We start from the raw sequence: 14,383 nt of genomic DNA on the forward strand, positions 1-14,383 counted from the left end.
TTACTTCTTCTTGCCTTCTTTGCGGAAGACGAATTCGCCCGCATACCGAACGCCCTTGCCCTTGTAGGGCTCTGGCTTACGCCAAGCGCGGATGTTCGCCGCAACCTGGCCAACCTGCTGCTTGTCGGTGCCGGTGATGATGATTTCCGTCGGCGCCGGAACCGTCAGGGTGATGCCCTGAGGCGCCTGATAGATCACTTCGTGGCTGAAACCAAGCGACAGCTTGATATCCTTGCCCTGCATGGCAGCGCGATAACCAACGCCCTGGATCGCCAGCTTCTTTTCGAAGCCAGCCGAAACACCGGTGACCATGTTCTGGATCAGTGCACGGGTCGTGCCCCAGGCGGCGCGAGCCTCGCGGGTGTCATTGGCCGGCGTCACGACGAGACCGTCGGAGCCATTCTCCACATTGACAACATCCATGAGCTCGATGCTCAGTTCGCCCTTAGGGCCCTTTGCGGTGACGGTACGACCATTGATCGTGACCGTTACACCGCTTACCGGTGCAACCGGTTTCTTGCCAGTACGTGACATTCTAGTTCAATCCTTGAGTAATCGTCTTACCGCGTCTCTTAGAAGACGCGGCAGAGTACCTCGCCACCAACATTGGCAGCCTTGGCTTCGTGGTCCGCCATCACACCCTTGGGGGTGGAGAGGATCGACACACCGAGGCCATTGGCAACCTGCGGAATATTCTTGACGGAAGCGTAAACGCGACGGCCGGGACGCGAAACGCGCTCGATCGTGCGGATAACAGCCACGTCATCCGAGTACTTCAGTTCGATTTCGTACTCGGCAGCACCGTTTTCGAACTTGGTCTCCGAATAGCCGCGGATGAAACCCTCGGACTGGAGCACGTCCAGCACCCGACCACGAAGGGTCGAAGCCGGCGTCGAAACGGTATTCTTGCGGCGCATCTGTGCATTACGGATGCGGGTCAGCATATCGCCGATTGGATCGGAAAAGCTCATTTTCTGTTCTCCTTACCAGCTCGACTTAACCAAGCCCGGGATCAGACCCAGGTTACCCAGCTGACGCAGAGCGATACGGCTCAGCTTGAGCTTGCGATAATAGCCACGGGGACGACCCGAGACTTCGCAGCGATTGCGGACGCGAACCTTGGCCGAATTGCGCGGCAGTTCGGCCAGCTTGAGCTGAGCGGCGAAGCGCTGATCGGCCGGGATCGACTGATCCTTGGTCTGCGCCTTGAGCGCCGCACGCTTGCCAGCATACTGCTTGGCCAGAGCGGCGCGCTTGTTGTTTTTCTCGATGGAACTGGTCTTTGCCATATCCTGATCCTTTTTCCCTTCCCTATCCGCTTACGTGCGGAATGGGAAGTTGAATGCCTTGAGCAGCGCGCGCGCTTCATCATCGGTCTTGGCCGTCGTGGTGATCACGATGTCCATGCCCCAAACCTGATCGATCTGATCATAGTTGATTTCGGGGAAAATGATGTGTTCCTTGATGCCCATAGCATAATTGCCACGGCCGTCGAAGGAGTTCGGGTTCAGCCCGCGGAAGTCGCGAACGCGCGGCAGTGCGATATTCACCAGGCGGTCCAGGAATTCGTACATGCGCGTCTTGCGCAGCGTCACCTTGACGCCAAGCGGCATCTCTTCACGCACCTTGAAGCCAGCGATCGACTTACGAGCGTGGGTGATAACCGGCTTCTGGCCAGCGATCTTCTCCAGCTCGGCAGCAGCCGACTTGACCTTCTTGGTGTCGTTGACGGCTTCGCCAACGCCCATGTTCAGCACGATCTTGTCGAGCTTGGGCAGTTCCATGGTGTTCTTGTAGGAGAATTGCTCCTGCAGAACCTTACGGATGTTCTCTTCGTACTCGGTACGAAGACGCGGAACGTAAGCTGTATCAGCCATCGATCGAATCTCCGGTCGACTTGGCGACGCGCGTCTTCACGCCGTCCTTGATCTGGAAACCAACACGGCTGGGCTTGCCATCCTTGTCGGCGATCGCGAGATTGGACAGATGGATCGGCGCTTCCTTGGTGAAGATGCCGGCATCGGTCGACGCGGTCTGCTTGGTGTGGCGCTTCACCAGGTTGATACCCTGGACAAGTGCCTTGGTTTCGGTCGGGATGACGGACAGGACCTGACCGGTCTTGCCCTTGTCCTTGCCGGCCAGGACGACGACTTTGTCGCCCTTCTTAATCTTGGCGGCCATTACAGCACCTCTGGTGCGAGCGAGATGATCTTCATGTGGTTCTTGGCGCGAAGTTCGCGCGGAACTGGTCCGAAGATACGAGTGCCGATCGGCTCTTTCTGATTGTTGATCAGAACCGCGGCGTTCTTGTCGAAGCGGATCACGGTGCCATCGGGGCGACGGATGTCGAACGCGGTCCGAACGACCACGGCCTTCATGACCTGGCCCTTCTTAACGCGACCGCGCGGAATGGCATCCTTGACCGACACGACGATGATGTCGCCGACCGAAGCGTACTTGCGGTGCGAACCGCCCAGCACCTTGATGCACATGACACGACGGGCGCCGGAATTATCGGCAACGTCGAGATTGGACTGCATCTGGATCATGACTGAGCGCCTTCCTGCTGAGCCGCACCAACAACAAGCGTCCAGCGCTTATTCTTGGAGATTGGCGCACATTCTTCGATCCAGACGATCTGACCGACCTTCGCCACATTAGCTTCATCGTGCGCATGGTACTTCTTGGACCGGCGCACGGTCTTCTTCATCACCGGATGCGTGAAACGGCGCTCAACGCGCACCACGACCGTCTTTTCATTGGCGTCGGAGACAACAGTCCCCTGCAAAACGCGCTTTGGCATGGTCGCGGCTCCTTACTTCGCTGCGTTCTTTTCGCCAAGGATCGTCTTGATCCGCGCGATATCGCGGCGGACCCTTTTGACCTCGGTCGGCTTTTCCAGCTGCTGGGTAGCACGCTGGAAACGCAGGTTGAACTGTTCTTTCTTCAGGTCGACGAGCTGATCTTTCAGTTCGTCTGCGGTCTTAGCCCGCACATCACTGGCTTTCATGCTCGTGTTCCTTAGTCGGCAATGCGGGTAACAACCCGCGTCATGATCGGGAGCTTCATTGCGCCGAGGCGCAGGGCTTCCTTGGCAACGTCCTCGGGGACGCCGTCGATCTCGAATACGATACGGCCCGGCTTAACACGGGCGGCCCAGAATTCAACAGAACCCTTGCCCTTACCCATACGCACTTCGGTCGGCTTCTTGGAAACCGGCACGTCCGGGAAAATACGGATCCATACCCGGCCCTGGCGCTTCATCTCGCGAGTGATCGCGCGGCGAGCCGCTTCGATCTGGCGAGCAGTGACGCGCTCGGGTTCGGTTGCCTTGAGGGCATACTGGCCGAATGCCAGATCTGTACCGCCCTTGGCAACGCCATGGATACGGCCCTTATGGGCCTTGCGGAACTTGGTCTTCTTAGGTTGCAGCATAATGAACTAACCTTCTTATGCGCGTTCGCGGTCACGGTCGCCGCGCTCACGGCGCGGTTCACGTTCAGCGCGCTGACCGCCCTGATCGGCACCTTCGGTTGCGCGACGTTCGTGCGCAGTCGGATCATGCTCAAGGACTTCGCCCTTGAAGATCCAGACCTTGATACCAATGATGCCATACGTGGTTTCGGCTTCGGCAGTGCCGTAGTCGATATCAGCACGCAGGGTGTGCAGCGGGACGCGGCCTTCGCGGTACCATTCGGTACGAGCGATATCGGCACCGCCGAGACGACCACCAACATTGACGCGGATACCACCGGCGCCCATGCGGATTGCGGTCTGCACGGCACGCTTCATGGCGCGACGGAAGGCCACGCGGCGTTCCAGCTGCTGGGCAATGCCCTGGGCAACCAGCGTCGCATCGGTTTCCGGCTTGCGCACTTCAACGATGTTGATGTGCACTTCGCTGTCGGTGAACTTCTTCACCTTGGCGCGGATCTTGTCGATGTCAGCGCCCTTCTTGCCGATCACGATGCCCGGACGGGCGGTGTGGATCGACACGCGGCACTTGCGGTGCGGACGCTCGATGACGATCTTGGACACCGCAGCGGCCTTGAGGTCTTCCAGAAGAGCCGTACGGATCTTCAGGTCTTCCTGCAGCAGCGTGCCGTATTCGCCCTTATTGGCGTACCAGCGGCTGTCCCACGTACGGTTGATGCCGAGGCGGAAGCCGATTGGATTGATCTTCTGGCCCATTATGCGGCCTCCTCAACTTGCCGCACGACGATCGTCAGATGCGAGAACGGCTTTTCGATGCGCGACGACTTGCCACGACCACGAGCGGTGAACCGCTTCATGACCAGCGAGTTGCCGACAAAGGCTTCAGCAACGACCAGGGCATCGGTATCGAGGCCATGGTTGTTTTCGGCGTTCGCGATGGCGCTTTCCAGCACCTTCTTGACCTGGCCGGAGATCCGCTTGTGGCTGAATTCGAGATCGGCCAAAGCCTTCTCGACCTTCTTGCCACGGATCAACTGCGCGACGAGGTTCAGCTTCTGAGGGCTGATGCGCAGCATGCGCAGCACAGCCTTAGCCTCGTTGTCCTTGAGAGCGCGCTCAGTTTTCGGCTTGCTCATATTACTTCCTCTTGGCCTTCTTGTCGGCCGCATGACCGTAATAGGTACGGGTCGGTGCGAATTCGCCGAACTTGTGACCGATCATGTCTTCGGTAACGCTTACCGGGACGTGCTTGTGGCCATTGTGGACGCCGAAGGTGATACCCACGAACTGCGGCAGGATGGTCGAACGGCGGCTCCAGATCTTGACCACATCGTTGCGGCCAGACGAGAGGGCCTTCTCGGCCTTCTTGAGCATGTAGCCGTCGACAAACGGCCCCTTCCAGATTGAACGGGTCATGGCTTACCTGCCCTTCTTCACGTGACGGCTGCGAACGATGAACTTGTCCGTTGCCTTATTGCTGCGGGTCTTCTTGCCCTTGGTCGGCTTACCCCAAGGAGTAACCGGGTGACGGCCACCAGACGTACGACCTTCACCACCACCGTGGGGGTGATCGATCGGGTTCATGGCCACGCCGCGGGTGACGGGCTTGCGACCCAGCCAACGGCTACGACCGGCCTTGCCGAGCGAGGTGTTGGAGTGATCCTGGTTCGAAACGGCACCAACGGTTGCAAGGCAAGTGCCATGCACACGACGCTGCTCGCCCGAGTTCAGGCGAAGGATCGCCCAACCGGAGTCACGACCGACATACTGGGCATAAGCACCAGCCGAACGGGCAACCTGGCCACCCTTGCGGGGCTTCAGCTCGATATTGTGCACGATCGTACCGACCGGCATGCGCTCGAGCGGCATGGCATTGCCCGGCTTCACGTCGACGGTATTCATCGACGAGATGACCTTGTCGCCAGCCGACAAACGCTGCGGCGCAACGATGTAAGCCAGTTCACCGTCTTCGTACTTGATCAAAGCGATCCAGGCCGTACGGTTGGGGTCATATTCCAGGCGCTCGACGGTGCCAACCGCGTCAAACTTGACGCGCTTGAAATCGATCAGGCGATAGGTGCGCTTATGACCGCCACCACGATGGAAGGCAGTGATGCGACCACGATTATTGCGGCCACCGGACTTGGAGAGACCTTCGGTCAGAGTCTTGACCGGAGCACCCTTCCAGAGTTCCGAACGGTCAGTCGTCACGAGCTGGCGACGGCCTTCGGAGGTGGGATTGTAAGTTTTAAGAGCCATTTTTGTCTCTGTCCCTTAGAGGCCGGTCGAAATATCGATCGACTGGCCGTCGACGAGGGTAACAACGGCCTTCTTGACGTCGTTGCGCGTACCGATGTGACCACGGAACCGCTTCACCTTGCCCTTGCGGACCAGGGTGTTCACGGCCTTGACCTTGACCGAGAAGAGCTGCTCGACGGCAGCCTTGATCTCGGTCTTGTTGGCATCGATCGCCACGTCGAAAACGACCTGGTTATGTTCCGAAGCCATCGTCGACTTTTCGGTCACGACGGGGTTACGGACGATGTCATAAGCGCTGAGCTTGTTCATGCGAACCTCGCTTCCAGCGCTTCGAGCGCTGCCTTGGTCAGGACGAGCTTGTTGCGCTTGAGGATCGAAACAACGTTGATCCCCTGCACCGGCAGCACGTCGATATGCGGGATGTTGCGAGCGGCCAGAGCGAAGTTCTGGTCGACAGCAGCACCGTCGATGATCAGCGCGTTCAGCCATTCGAGCTTGCCGAAAGTGGTGCGCAGGGTCGCGGTCTTCGGAGCCGAAGTCGTGACGCTGTCCAGCACGATCAGCTCGCCGGCTGCGGCCTTGGCCGACAGGGCGTGCTTGAGAGCCAGAGCGCGAACCTTCTTGGGAAGATCAATCGCATGGCTGCGCGGGGTCGGACCGAATGCACGGCCACCACCACGGAACTGGGGAGCCTTGCGATCGCCGTGACGAGCGCCGCCGCCCTTTTGCTTCTTGAACTTCTTGCCGGTGCGAACGCCTTCCGAACGATTCTTGACGTCGTGCGTGCCGGACATTGCCTTCAGCTGCTGGTAACGAACCATGCGGTGCAGGATGTCCTGACGGACTTCCAAACCGAACACGTCATCAGCCAGCTCGATCTTGCCGACGGACTTGCCGTCGAGACTTGTAACCTGGAGTTCCATTATTTCGCTTCCCCTGCAACGTCTGCAGCGGCCTTGAACGAACCCGGGAACTGGGCGTCCTTGGGAGCAGGCTTCTTGACAGCGTCCTTGACCATGATCCAGGCGCCCTTGGCGCCGGGAACCGAACCCTGGATCATGATCAGGCCACGCTCGATGTCGGTCTTGACGACCTTCACGTTCTGCGTGGTGATGCGACGATCGCCCATGTGGCCCGGCATCTTCTTGTTCTTGAAGGTACGACCAGGGTCCTGACGACCACCGGTAGAACCGATCGAGCGGTGCGACACCGACACGCCGTGCGTTGCACGCAGGCCGCCGAAGTTCCAGCGCTTCATACCGCCGGCAAAACCCTTACCGATCGAAGTACCGGTGACGTCCACCAGCTGGCCTTCGACGAAATGGTCGGCCTGGAGCGTTGCACCGACCTCAATGAGGTTGGCTTCGTCTACGCGGAATTCAGCGACATGGCGCTTGGGCTCGACCTTGGCAACGGCGAACTGGCCGCGCTCTGCCTTGGTCGTGTTCTTGGCCTTGGCCTGTCCAGCGCCGAGCTGCAGCGCGACATAGCCGTCTTTATCAGCGGTCCGCTGGCCTACCACCTGGCAGTTCTGCAAGCTCAGCACGGTCACAGGAACGTGCGAGCCGTCCTCTGCGAAAATGCGGGTCATGCCCAGCTTCTGTGCGATCAATCCAGAACGCATCGGTTATTACCTTCTCTCTTGGCGCTGCACCGGGTCATGGCTTCAGAGGACCCTTTATTTGGTGAGCGCGGAAACTCTTAGTTTTAGAGCTTGATTTCGACGTCGACGCCGGCGGCGAGATCGAGCTTCATCAAAGCATCGACGGTCTGGGGAGTCGGGTCCACGATGTCCAGAAGACGCTTGTGGGTCCGAATCTCGAACTGCTCGCGTGCCTTCTTATCGATATGCGGCGAGCGGTTCACGGTAAATTTGTCGATTCGCGTCGGCAGCGGGATCGGCCCGCGAACCTGCGCGCCCGTACGCTTGGCCGTCGACACGATCTCGCGCGTGGAAGCGTCGAGAACGCGATGGTCAAACGCCTTAAGGCGGATGCGAATATTCTGACCGTTCATCTTGTAAATCCTGACGAAAATGGATCGCGGCGCGCGTTCATCCGCGCGCCGCGAATATCTTTATGGGCTTACTTCAGGATCTTCGCGACGACGCCGGCGCCGACAGTGCGGCCACCTTCACGGATAGCGAAGCGGAGCTTCTCTTCCATGGCGATCGGAACGATGAGCTGAACGTTCATGTTGATGTTGTCGCCCGGCATCACCATTTCCGTGCCTTCAGGCAGGGTCACGATGCCCGTCACGTCAGTCGTACGGAAGTAGAACTGGGGACGGTAATTGCCGAAGAACGGGGTGTGACGACCGCCTTCTTCCTTGGTGAGGATATAGGCCTCAGCAACGAAGTCGGTGTGCGGGGTCACGGAACCGGGCTTGCAGAGAACCTGGCCGCGCTCAACCTGAGTGCGATCGATACCACGGATCAGTGCGCCGATGTTGTCGCCAGCCTGGCCCGAGTCGAGCAGCTTGCGGAACATTTCGACACCGGTCACGGTGGTCTTCTGGGTTGCCTTGATGCCGACGATTTCGACTTCTTCGCCAACCTTGACGATACCGCGCTCGACACGACCGGTCACAACCGTACCGCGACCCGAGATCGAGAACACGTCTTCGATCGGGAGCAGGAAGGGCTGGTCAACCGGACGTTCCGGCTGCGGGATGTACGAGTCAACGGCAGCCATCAGCTCGAGAACGGCGTCGTGGCCGAGCTTCTTGTCCGAATCTTCGAGAGCGGCGAGAGCCGAGCCCTTGATGATCGGGATATCGTCGCCCGGGAATTCGTAGGACGACAGCAGCTCGCGGACTTCCAGCTCAACGAGCTCGAGCAGTTCCGGATCGTCGACCATGTCGCACTTGTTCAGGAACACGACCAGAGCCGGCACGCCAACCTGACGAGCGAGCAGGATGTGCTCACGGGTCTGGGGCATCGGGCCGTCAGCAGCCGACACGACCAGGATCGCGCCGTCCATCTGGGCAGCGCCGGTGATCATGTTCTTCACATAGTCGGCGTGGCCAGGGCAGTCCACGTGAGCGTAGTGACGATTGGTCGTCTCGTACTCGACGTGAGCCGTGTTGATGGTGATGCCGCGGGCCTTCTCTTCGGGGGCCGCGTCGATTTGGTCGTACGCCTTGAAGGTCGCGCCACCGGTCTCAGCCAGCACCTTGGTGATCGCTGCAGTCAGCGAGGTCTTGCCATGGTCAACGTGACCGATGGTGCCGATGTTGCAGTGAGGCTTATTGCGGGAAAACTTTTCCTTGCCCATCGCTTCTCTCCGTATTCGTTAGCCGCTCGGCCAACCTTGAGTTTCAGTTTATTATTTAGGCGTACTTGGCCTGGACTTCGTCGGCGACTGCCTGCGGAACCTGCTCGTAATGGTCGAACGTCATCGAGTACTGCGCACGACCCTGGCTCATGGAGCGCAGCGAGTTCACATACCCGAACATGTTCGCGAGCGGGACATAGGCATTCACAACCTGGAGGATGCCGCGGCTTTCAGTGCCGTGGATCTGACCGCGTCGGGAATTCAGGTCACCGATGACGTCGCCCATGTAGTCTTCCGGCGTCACAACTTCAACCTTCATGATCGGCTCCAGGATCTTGGGAGCCGCCTTGCGAAGGCCTTCGTTGAAACCTGCACGGCCGGCGATTTCGAATGCCAGCACCGAGGAGTCAACGTCGTGGTAGGCGCCTTCAGTCAGCGTCACCTTGACGTCAACGATCGGGAACCCGATCAGCGGACCGGCCGACATCACCGACTTCACGCCCTTTTCGACGCCCGGGATATATTCCTTGGGCACCGAACCGCCGACGACGGCGTTCACGAATTCCAGACCCTTGCCGACTTCGCTGGGCTCAACAGTGAGCTTGACGCGAGCGAACTGGCCCGAACCACCCGACTGCTTCTTGTGGGTATAGTCCACGGAAGCCGACTTGGTGATGGTTTCGCGATAAGCCACCTGCGGCTGACCGATATTGGCCTCGACCTTGAACTCGCGACGCATACGGTCGACGAGGATGTCGAGGTGAAGTTCGCCCATGCCCGAAATAATGGTCTGGCCGGATTCTTCGTCGGTCTTGACGCGGAACGTCGGATCTTCGGCAGCCAGGCGGTTGAGCGCGAGGCCCATCTTTTCCTGGTCGGCCTTGGACTTGGGTTCCACCGAGATGTCGATAACCGGCTCAGGGAAGATCATGCGTTCAAGGATGACCTGTGCGTTCTGCGGGCAGAGCGTGTCACCGGTCGTGGTGTCCTTGAGGCCAACGATAGCCACGATGTCGCCTGCATAGGCTTCCGTGATCTGCTCGCGGCTATTCGCATGCATCTGGAACAGGCGACCAACGCGCTCGCGCTTTTCCTTGACGGTATTCTCAAGCATCATGCCCTGCTCGAGCTTGCCCGAGTAGATGCGGCAGAAGGTCAGCGTACCCATGTGCGGGTCGTTGGCGATCTTGAATGCCAGCATGGCCAGCGGCTCGCTGTCGTCGGCATGACGCTCGATCGGCTGTTCCGTACGGGCATCGATGCCCTGGATGGCCGGAACGTCGCCGGGCGACGGCAGGAAGTCGATAACGCCATCGAGCAGGGGCTGCACGCCCTTGTTCTTGAAGGCCGAACCAGCGAACACCAGGAAGAACTTGGTGTCGATCGTGCCACGGCGCAGCAGGCGGCGGATGGTGTCATTGTTCGGCAGATCGCCGTTCAAATAGGCTTCCATCGCGTCGTCATCGATTTCGACGGCGGCTTCGATCATCTTTTCGCGGTATTCAGCAGCACGTTCCTTGAGATCTTCAGGGATCTCAACCACGTCCCACTGCGCGCCTAGCTCTTCGTTGCGCCAGACCAGAGCGTTCATCTCGATCAGATCGACAACGCCCTTGAACTCGTTCTCAGCGCCGATCGGCAGCTGAACGGGAACGGCCTTGGCGCCGAGGCGCGAGCCGATCATTTCCACGCAGCGGTAGAAGTCGGCGCCGATCTTGTCCATCTTGTTGACGAAGATCATGCGCGGAACGTCATACTTGTCGGCCTGGCGCCAGACGGTCTCGGTCTGGGGCTCAACACCGGCATTGGCGTCGAGCAGCGCTACCGCACCGTCGAGCACGCGCAGCGAACGTTCGACTTCGATGGTGAAGTCCACGTGGCCGGGGGTGTCGATGATGTTGAAGCGGTGCATCGTGCCATTACGATCCTTCCAGAAGGTCGTGGTGGCAGCAGACGTGATGGTGATACCGCGTTCCTGCTCCTGCTCCATCCAGTCCATGGTCGCGGCGCCGTCATGGACTTCGCCGATCTTATGGGACTTGCCGGTATAGTAGAGGATGCGTTCAGTCGTGGTCGTCTTGCCAGCATCAATGTGAGCCATGATGCCGAAGTTACGATACAGATTGATCGGATATTCGCGTGCCATAAAGCTCTCCTACTACCAGCGGTAGTGCGAGAAGGCACGGTTGGCGTCAGCCATACGGTGCGTATCTTCGCGCTTCTTGACGGCCTGGCCGCGACCATTGAGGGCATCCATGAGCTCGCCCGACAGGCGTTCACGCATGGTGTTCTCACCGCGCTTGCGGGCGGATTCGATCAGCCAGCGAATGGCCAGGGCCTGCTGACGATCGGTGCGAACTTCAACCGGGACCTGATAGGTGGCGCCGCCAACACGACGCGAACGAACTTCAACCGCCGGGCGGATGTTGTCGAGCGCGGTGTGGAACACCGTGATGGGGTCCTGCTTGGACTTGGCTTCGACGATATCGAAGGCACCGTAAACGATGCTTTCGGCAGCCGACTTCTTGCCGTCCTTCATGAGCGAGTTCATGAACTTGGTAAGGACCAGATCGCCAAACTTGGCGTCCGGGATAACGTCGCGTTTTTCTGCGCGGTGACGACGGGACATATCTCGATCTCCTTACTTCGGACGCTTCGCGCCGTACTTCGAACGGCGTTGCTTGCGGTCCTTGACGCTCTGCGTGTCGAGAACGCCGCGGAGCACGTGATAACGAACGCCGGGAAGGTCGCGAACGCGGCCGCCACGGATCAGGACCACGGAGTGCTCCTGCAGGTTGTGGCCTTCACCCGGAATATACGAGATCACTTCGCGCTGATTGGTCAGGCGAACCTTGGCAACCTTGCGCAGAGCCGAGTTCGGCTTCTTCGGGGTCGTCGTATACACACGAGAACAAACGCCGCGCTTCTGCGGGTTTGCTTCCATGGCCGGAACCTTGTTCCGCTTTGGCTTGCTGGCGCGTGGTTTGCGGATCAGCTGATTAATGGTGGGCATTGCGCTCTTTCCATCGTCCAAAATAGTTTTCGGTCTAGACAAGCAAACCAAAACGGCGCTCATCCGACCCCAATCAGGGGATACGGCGGCGCCTTTATTGCAGCGGACCACAGACCGAAACCGGCCGCAGTCATGCGCACAAGGATTTGCTTCGTCTAACTACCCGACAGTGTGTTTGAGTGTCCTGGATTCCCGCGCTAGATGGCAGGGACCCGGTGTGACATTCACGACCGACCGCTAAGGTAGGGGCTGTTTAGAGCCGATGACTCGCCCCGTCAAGGATTCTTTCATGAAAAATCCGTGGTGGAGCTATGCGCAGGCTTGCAATGGTTTGGCGTCCGTGACTGGGCGAATGAAAATCCATCCCTGCCCTGCCCCGGGTCAGCATTTTACCAAACGGTCATTTTCGGGTCACAACGAAACGTGTAGCATCCCCGCTTGATCGATATCGATCCCATTGAATCGCCGGCCGAACAGAGAGCCGGACAAGGGAGACTGCCATGAAATTTACCTCGATGATCGCCGGCACGGCCCTCGGCCTGGCTCTGACTGCGTCGGCGCAGGCCCAGGCGGTGACGGGCGCCAATACCGATGAAATCCTCAGCATCGCCAAGAACTATGGCGACGCCTCGATGACCAAGCAGTCCAATGGCGATCCGCAGATCACCGGCGAGATCAACGGGGTCGCCTATCAGGTCTATTTCCGCAATTGCACCAACAACAAGAATTGCGAAGACCTCAACTTCTATCTCGGCTTCCTCGATATCAAGCCGAGCCTGGAACAGATCAACGACTGGAACTTCAACAAGCGCTTCAGCCGCGCCTATCTCGACCAGGACAAGGACGCCTGCGTCGAAATGGACCTCGACCTGGTCCAGGGCGTCAGCGCCAAATACCTCGATTCCCAGTTCTCGCTGTGGAAGATGGTGGTCGAGCAGTTTGCCGACCATGTCGGCTATAAGAGCTGACCTCTCCGGCATAGCGACCAACGAAAAGGGGCCTTTCGGCCCCTTTTGCATTTTTGGCGCGCGCGGTGCGCTTACTCGGCTTTGAGGAAGTCGGCGACGTCGAGCAGGATATATTCGTTGTCGTCGGCACGGCCGGCTTCGCGGCCGGTCGAGCCGGGGTAGTTGTTGTCATTGGCGACGATGATCGTGGTCGGATCGACCAGGTCGACGTCTTCGATGGTGACGAAGGGGAAGGTGAATACGCCATCCTTGGTGCCGCGCGGCGCGATGCCATCGGGGTCCTTGATCGCCATCAGGTCGATATAGGCCAGCTTTTCCAGCACGCCATTGGCATCGGTCTTGGCCAGATCAACGAGATAGATGCGCTTGAAGGCAGCGGCCTTTTCGCGACCGTCGTCGCCTTCTCCATTGTCGCGTTCGATGATCAGCCCGCGGGTGCCATCAATGATGTTGAAATCGCCGATCGCGTGGGTGGCGTCGTCGAGCGGGTAGTAGCGAACCTTGTCATTCCAGCTGGCACTGGCGACGTCGAATTCCAGCATGCGCAGGACCGGCTTGCCGTCGATCAGTTCGAGAGCCTTGGCCTCTTCGTCGTAGAACGGCTTTTCCAGCAGCGGATAAAGCGTCTTGCCATCGATCGACTGGGCCATGCCTTCATAGCCGCCCGAGCGGCCGGTGTTCACGCCGGTCGGAACAGCGCCTGCAGCCGGGGTCGAGACGAACTGGTTGTCGGGCGACTTGTAATCAACGCCGCCCGGATTGGTGGCGATGACCTGCAGCACGACGCCGTTCGCATCGACTTCGATCAGCCAGGGGCCGAACTCCTCGCCGATCCAGTAGTTTTCGCCAACCGGCTGGATGGACTCCGGGTCGAAATCGGCGCCGGTCAGATAGCGGCTGTCGCTATGCTCGGTGACGATCGGGAATGGCACGACGCGGTTGGGATCCTTGAGGAATACGGTGCGTTCGATGCCGACTTTGCCGGTTTTCCAGTCCATCTTCAGGATGTTGAACATCAGCATGGCGTCGGACGAATTGGCCTTGTTGCCGAAGCCATTGTCGGTCAGCAGCAGGAAGCGATCATCGCCCAGCGAGCGGACGCCCGACATGCCTTGCAGCGGCTGGCCGGGAAACGGCATGGCAATGCCGGAGGCCGGATTGGCCCAGCCATAGGGCGTTTCGACCCGTGTGCCGGAGGTGAAGCGGCCCGACATGTTGAGGCTATGGGGCGCATCGGCCGGAGCCGGCACGAAAGTCTGCGCCGGCAACTCGGCGTGCGCCTTGAGGGTCGCGTCGAACTGGGTCTGGGCGAAGGCAGAGGTTGAAAGCATCGCGACGGCCAGCGCGGCAAGCAGCGTTTTCGTGGACATGGATCATCTCCGGAATAAGGAAGTGATCCGCTGCTAGCGCGGCTACGTGTCGGTCCGGCTACG

Annotated in this window: 23 protein-coding genes; 1 reads left to right on the forward strand and 22 read right to left on the reverse strand. The window is 59.4% G+C overall.

Annotation, left to right across the window (positions count from 1 at the left end; genetic code table 11):
• The 21 genes from rplF to rpsL form a co-directional block, all read right to left on the reverse strand.
• Entirely contained in the window at positions 1-534 is a 534-nt protein-coding gene (gene rplF, locus ACI3KW_RS06265) for a 50S ribosomal protein L6 (protein ID WP_404847374.1), read from the reverse strand.
• A 38-nt stretch (positions 535-572) separates the two neighbouring features.
• Entirely contained in the window at positions 573-971 is a 399-nt protein-coding gene (gene rpsH, locus ACI3KW_RS06270) for a 30S ribosomal protein S8 (protein ID WP_113122072.1), read from the reverse strand.
• 12 nt (positions 972-983) lie between these two features.
• Complete coding sequence (rpsN, locus tag ACI3KW_RS06275; protein ID WP_113122071.1) at positions 984-1,289, reverse strand: 30S ribosomal protein S14; 306 nt, start codon at positions 1,287-1,289, stop codon at positions 984-986.
• A gap of 30 nt (positions 1,290-1,319) precedes the next feature.
• Positions 1,320-1,877 (reverse strand): 50S ribosomal protein L5, encoded by a 558-nt coding sequence (rplE, locus tag ACI3KW_RS06280; RefSeq protein ID WP_113122070.1) that lies wholly within the window; start codon positions 1,875-1,877, stop codon positions 1,320-1,322.
• Positions 1,870-2,181, reverse strand: coding sequence for a 50S ribosomal protein L24 (gene rplX, locus ACI3KW_RS06285; protein ID WP_092184714.1), 312 nt, complete (start codon positions 2,179-2,181; stop codon positions 1,870-1,872). Before rplX ends, rplE begins: the two co-directional genes overlap by 8 nt.
• A complete protein-coding gene (rplN, locus tag ACI3KW_RS06290; protein WP_035102635.1) occupies positions 2,181-2,549 on the reverse strand; it encodes a 50S ribosomal protein L14 in 369 nt (122 codons plus the stop codon). The genes rplX and rplN overlap by 1 nt, the downstream gene beginning before the upstream one ends.
• Positions 2,546-2,803 carry a 30S ribosomal protein S17 gene (gene rpsQ / locus ACI3KW_RS06295; RefSeq protein WP_035102633.1) on the reverse strand — a complete coding sequence of 86 codons (258 nt, stop codon included), beginning with the start codon at positions 2,801-2,803 and terminating at the stop codon, positions 2,546-2,548. The genes rplN and rpsQ overlap by 4 nt, the downstream gene beginning before the upstream one ends.
• Positions 2,804-2,815: 12 nt before the next feature.
• The gene (rpmC, locus tag ACI3KW_RS06300) at positions 2,816-3,010 is read right to left on the reverse strand and encodes a 50S ribosomal protein L29 (protein WP_113122069.1); all 195 of its coding nucleotides are present in this window, start codon (positions 3,008-3,010) and stop codon (positions 2,816-2,818) included.
• An 11-nt stretch (positions 3,011-3,021) separates the two neighbouring features.
• Entirely contained in the window at positions 3,022-3,435 is a 414-nt protein-coding gene (gene rplP / locus ACI3KW_RS06305) for a 50S ribosomal protein L16 (protein WP_035102630.1), read from the reverse strand.
• 15 nt (positions 3,436-3,450) lie between these two features.
• Entirely contained in the window at positions 3,451-4,191 is a 741-nt protein-coding gene (rpsC, locus tag ACI3KW_RS06310; RefSeq protein WP_035102628.1) for a 30S ribosomal protein S3, read from the reverse strand.
• The gene (gene rplV, locus ACI3KW_RS06315; protein WP_035102626.1) at positions 4,191-4,571 is read right to left on the reverse strand and encodes a 50S ribosomal protein L22; all 381 of its coding nucleotides are present in this window, start codon (positions 4,569-4,571) and stop codon (positions 4,191-4,193) included. The genes rpsC and rplV overlap by 1 nt, the downstream gene beginning before the upstream one ends.
• Position 4,572: 1 nt before the next feature.
• Positions 4,573-4,851 (reverse strand): 30S ribosomal protein S19, encoded by a 279-nt coding sequence (rpsS, locus tag ACI3KW_RS06320; RefSeq protein ID WP_113122068.1) that lies wholly within the window; start codon positions 4,849-4,851, stop codon positions 4,573-4,575.
• Between the two features lie 3 nt (positions 4,852-4,854).
• Positions 4,855-5,694 carry a 50S ribosomal protein L2 gene (gene rplB, locus ACI3KW_RS06325; RefSeq protein ID WP_035102623.1) on the reverse strand — a complete coding sequence of 280 codons (840 nt, stop codon included), beginning with the start codon at positions 5,692-5,694 and terminating at the stop codon, positions 4,855-4,857.
• A 15-nt stretch (positions 5,695-5,709) separates the two neighbouring features.
• A complete protein-coding gene (locus tag ACI3KW_RS06330) occupies positions 5,710-6,003 on the reverse strand; it encodes a 50S ribosomal protein L23 (RefSeq protein ID WP_113122067.1) in 294 nt (97 codons plus the stop codon).
• Complete coding sequence (gene rplD, locus ACI3KW_RS06335) at positions 6,000-6,617, reverse strand: 50S ribosomal protein L4 (RefSeq protein ID WP_035102621.1); 618 nt, start codon at positions 6,615-6,617, stop codon at positions 6,000-6,002. The genes ACI3KW_RS06330 and rplD overlap by 4 nt, the downstream gene beginning before the upstream one ends.
• Positions 6,617-7,318, reverse strand: coding sequence for a 50S ribosomal protein L3 (rplC, locus tag ACI3KW_RS06340; RefSeq protein WP_035102619.1), 702 nt, complete (start codon positions 7,316-7,318; stop codon positions 6,617-6,619). The genes rplD and rplC overlap by 1 nt, the downstream gene beginning before the upstream one ends.
• Before the next feature lie 83 nt (positions 7,319-7,401).
• Complete coding sequence (rpsJ, locus tag ACI3KW_RS06345; RefSeq protein WP_035102617.1) at positions 7,402-7,710, reverse strand: 30S ribosomal protein S10; 309 nt, start codon at positions 7,708-7,710, stop codon at positions 7,402-7,404.
• Between the two features lie 68 nt (positions 7,711-7,778).
• A complete protein-coding gene (gene tuf, locus ACI3KW_RS06350; RefSeq protein ID WP_035102615.1) occupies positions 7,779-8,969 on the reverse strand; it encodes an elongation factor Tu in 1,191 nt (396 codons plus the stop codon).
• A 55-nt stretch (positions 8,970-9,024) separates the two neighbouring features.
• Positions 9,025-11,115, reverse strand: a complete 2,091-nt coding sequence (gene fusA, locus ACI3KW_RS06355; protein ID WP_404847375.1) for an elongation factor G — start codon at positions 11,113-11,115, stop codon at positions 9,025-9,027.
• Positions 11,116-11,127: 12 nt separating this feature from the next.
• Positions 11,128-11,598 (reverse strand): 30S ribosomal protein S7, encoded by a 471-nt coding sequence (gene rpsG / locus ACI3KW_RS06360; protein WP_035102613.1) that lies wholly within the window; start codon positions 11,596-11,598, stop codon positions 11,128-11,130.
• Positions 11,599-11,610: 12 nt separating this feature from the next.
• Entirely contained in the window at positions 11,611-11,982 is a 372-nt protein-coding gene (gene rpsL / locus ACI3KW_RS06365) for a 30S ribosomal protein S12 (RefSeq protein WP_035080811.1), read from the reverse strand.
• A gap of 500 nt (positions 11,983-12,482) precedes the next feature.
• Between rpsL and ACI3KW_RS06370 the strand changes: the two genes are divergently transcribed.
• Entirely contained in the window at positions 12,483-12,950 is a 468-nt protein-coding gene (locus ACI3KW_RS06370) for a YbjN domain-containing protein (protein ID WP_404847376.1), read from the forward strand.
• A 71-nt stretch (positions 12,951-13,021) separates the two neighbouring features.
• On the opposite strand, the gene ACI3KW_RS06375 is transcribed toward ACI3KW_RS06370, so the two are convergent.
• Positions 13,022-14,320 (reverse strand): esterase-like activity of phytase family protein, encoded by a 1,299-nt coding sequence (locus tag ACI3KW_RS06375; protein WP_404847377.1) that lies wholly within the window; start codon positions 14,318-14,320, stop codon positions 13,022-13,024.
• Positions 14,321-14,383: the final 63 nt, after the last annotated feature.

Origin of the sequence: Devosia sp. ZW T5_3 (assembly GCF_044987315.1) — a bacterium.
Lineage (GTDB): Bacteria > Pseudomonadota > Alphaproteobacteria > Rhizobiales > Devosiaceae > Devosia.

Bases quoted from the DNA above. Each gene is read 5' to 3' on its own strand.
- rplX (WP_092184714.1), bottom strand. From the start codon at position 2,181: ATGGCCGCCAAGATTAAGAAGGGCGACAAAGTCGTCGTCCTGGCCGGC.
- rpsL (WP_035080811.1), bottom strand. From the start codon at position 11,982: ATGCCCACCATTAATCAGCTGATCCGCAAACCACGCGCCAGCAAGCCA.
- rplP (WP_035102630.1), bottom strand. From the start codon at position 3,435: ATGCTGCAACCTAAGAAGACCAAGTTCCGCAAGGCCCATAAGGGCCGT.
- rpsJ (WP_035102617.1), bottom strand. From the start codon at position 7,710: ATGAACGGTCAGAATATTCGCATCCGCCTTAAGGCGTTTGACCATCGC.
- rpsG (WP_035102613.1), bottom strand. From the start codon at position 11,598: ATGTCCCGTCGTCACCGCGCAGAAAAACGCGACGTTATCCCGGACGCC.
- tuf (WP_035102615.1), bottom strand. From the start codon at position 8,969: ATGGGCAAGGAAAAGTTTTCCCGCAATAAGCCTCACTGCAACATCGGC.
- rplD (WP_035102621.1), bottom strand. From the start codon at position 6,617: ATGGAACTCCAGGTTACAAGTCTCGACGGCAAGTCCGTCGGCAAGATC.
- rplB (WP_035102623.1), bottom strand. From the start codon at position 5,694: ATGGCTCTTAAAACTTACAATCCCACCTCCGAAGGCCGTCGCCAGCTC.
- rplF (WP_404847374.1), bottom strand. From the start codon at position 534: ATGTCACGTACTGGCAAGAAACCGGTTGCACCGGTAAGCGGTGTAACG.
- fusA (WP_404847375.1), bottom strand. From the start codon at position 11,115: ATGGCACGCGAATATCCGATCAATCTGTATCGTAACTTCGGCATCATG.
- rpmC (WP_113122069.1), bottom strand. From the start codon at position 3,010: ATGAAAGCCAGTGATGTGCGGGCTAAGACCGCAGACGAACTGAAAGAT.
- rplV (WP_035102626.1), bottom strand. From the start codon at position 4,571: ATGAGCAAGCCGAAAACTGAGCGCGCTCTCAAGGACAACGAGGCTAAG.
- rpsC (WP_035102628.1), bottom strand. From the start codon at position 4,191: ATGGGCCAGAAGATCAATCCAATCGGCTTCCGCCTCGGCATCAACCGT.
- rpsQ (WP_035102633.1), bottom strand. From the start codon at position 2,803: ATGCCAAAGCGCGTTTTGCAGGGGACTGTTGTCTCCGACGCCAATGAA.
- rplC (WP_035102619.1), bottom strand. From the start codon at position 7,318: ATGCGTTCTGGATTGATCGCACAGAAGCTGGGCATGACCCGCATTTTC.
- ACI3KW_RS06375 (WP_404847377.1), bottom strand. From the start codon at position 14,320: ATGTCCACGAAAACGCTGCTTGCCGCGCTGGCCGTCGCGATGCTTTCA.
- rpsH (WP_113122072.1), bottom strand. From the start codon at position 971: ATGAGCTTTTCCGATCCAATCGGCGATATGCTGACCCGCATCCGTAAT.
- ACI3KW_RS06370 (WP_404847376.1), top strand. From the start codon at position 12,483: ATGAAATTTACCTCGATGATCGCCGGCACGGCCCTCGGCCTGGCTCTG.
- ACI3KW_RS06330 (WP_113122067.1), bottom strand. From the start codon at position 6,003: ATGAACAAGCTCAGCGCTTATGACATCGTCCGTAACCCCGTCGTGACC.
- rplN (WP_035102635.1), bottom strand. From the start codon at position 2,549: ATGATCCAGATGCAGTCCAATCTCGACGTTGCCGATAATTCCGGCGCC.
- rplE (WP_113122070.1), bottom strand. From the start codon at position 1,877: ATGGCTGATACAGCTTACGTTCCGCGTCTTCGTACCGAGTACGAAGAG.
- rpsS (WP_113122068.1), bottom strand. From the start codon at position 4,851: ATGACCCGTTCAATCTGGAAGGGGCCGTTTGTCGACGGCTACATGCTC.
- rpsN (WP_113122071.1), bottom strand. From the start codon at position 1,289: ATGGCAAAGACCAGTTCCATCGAGAAAAACAACAAGCGCGCCGCTCTG.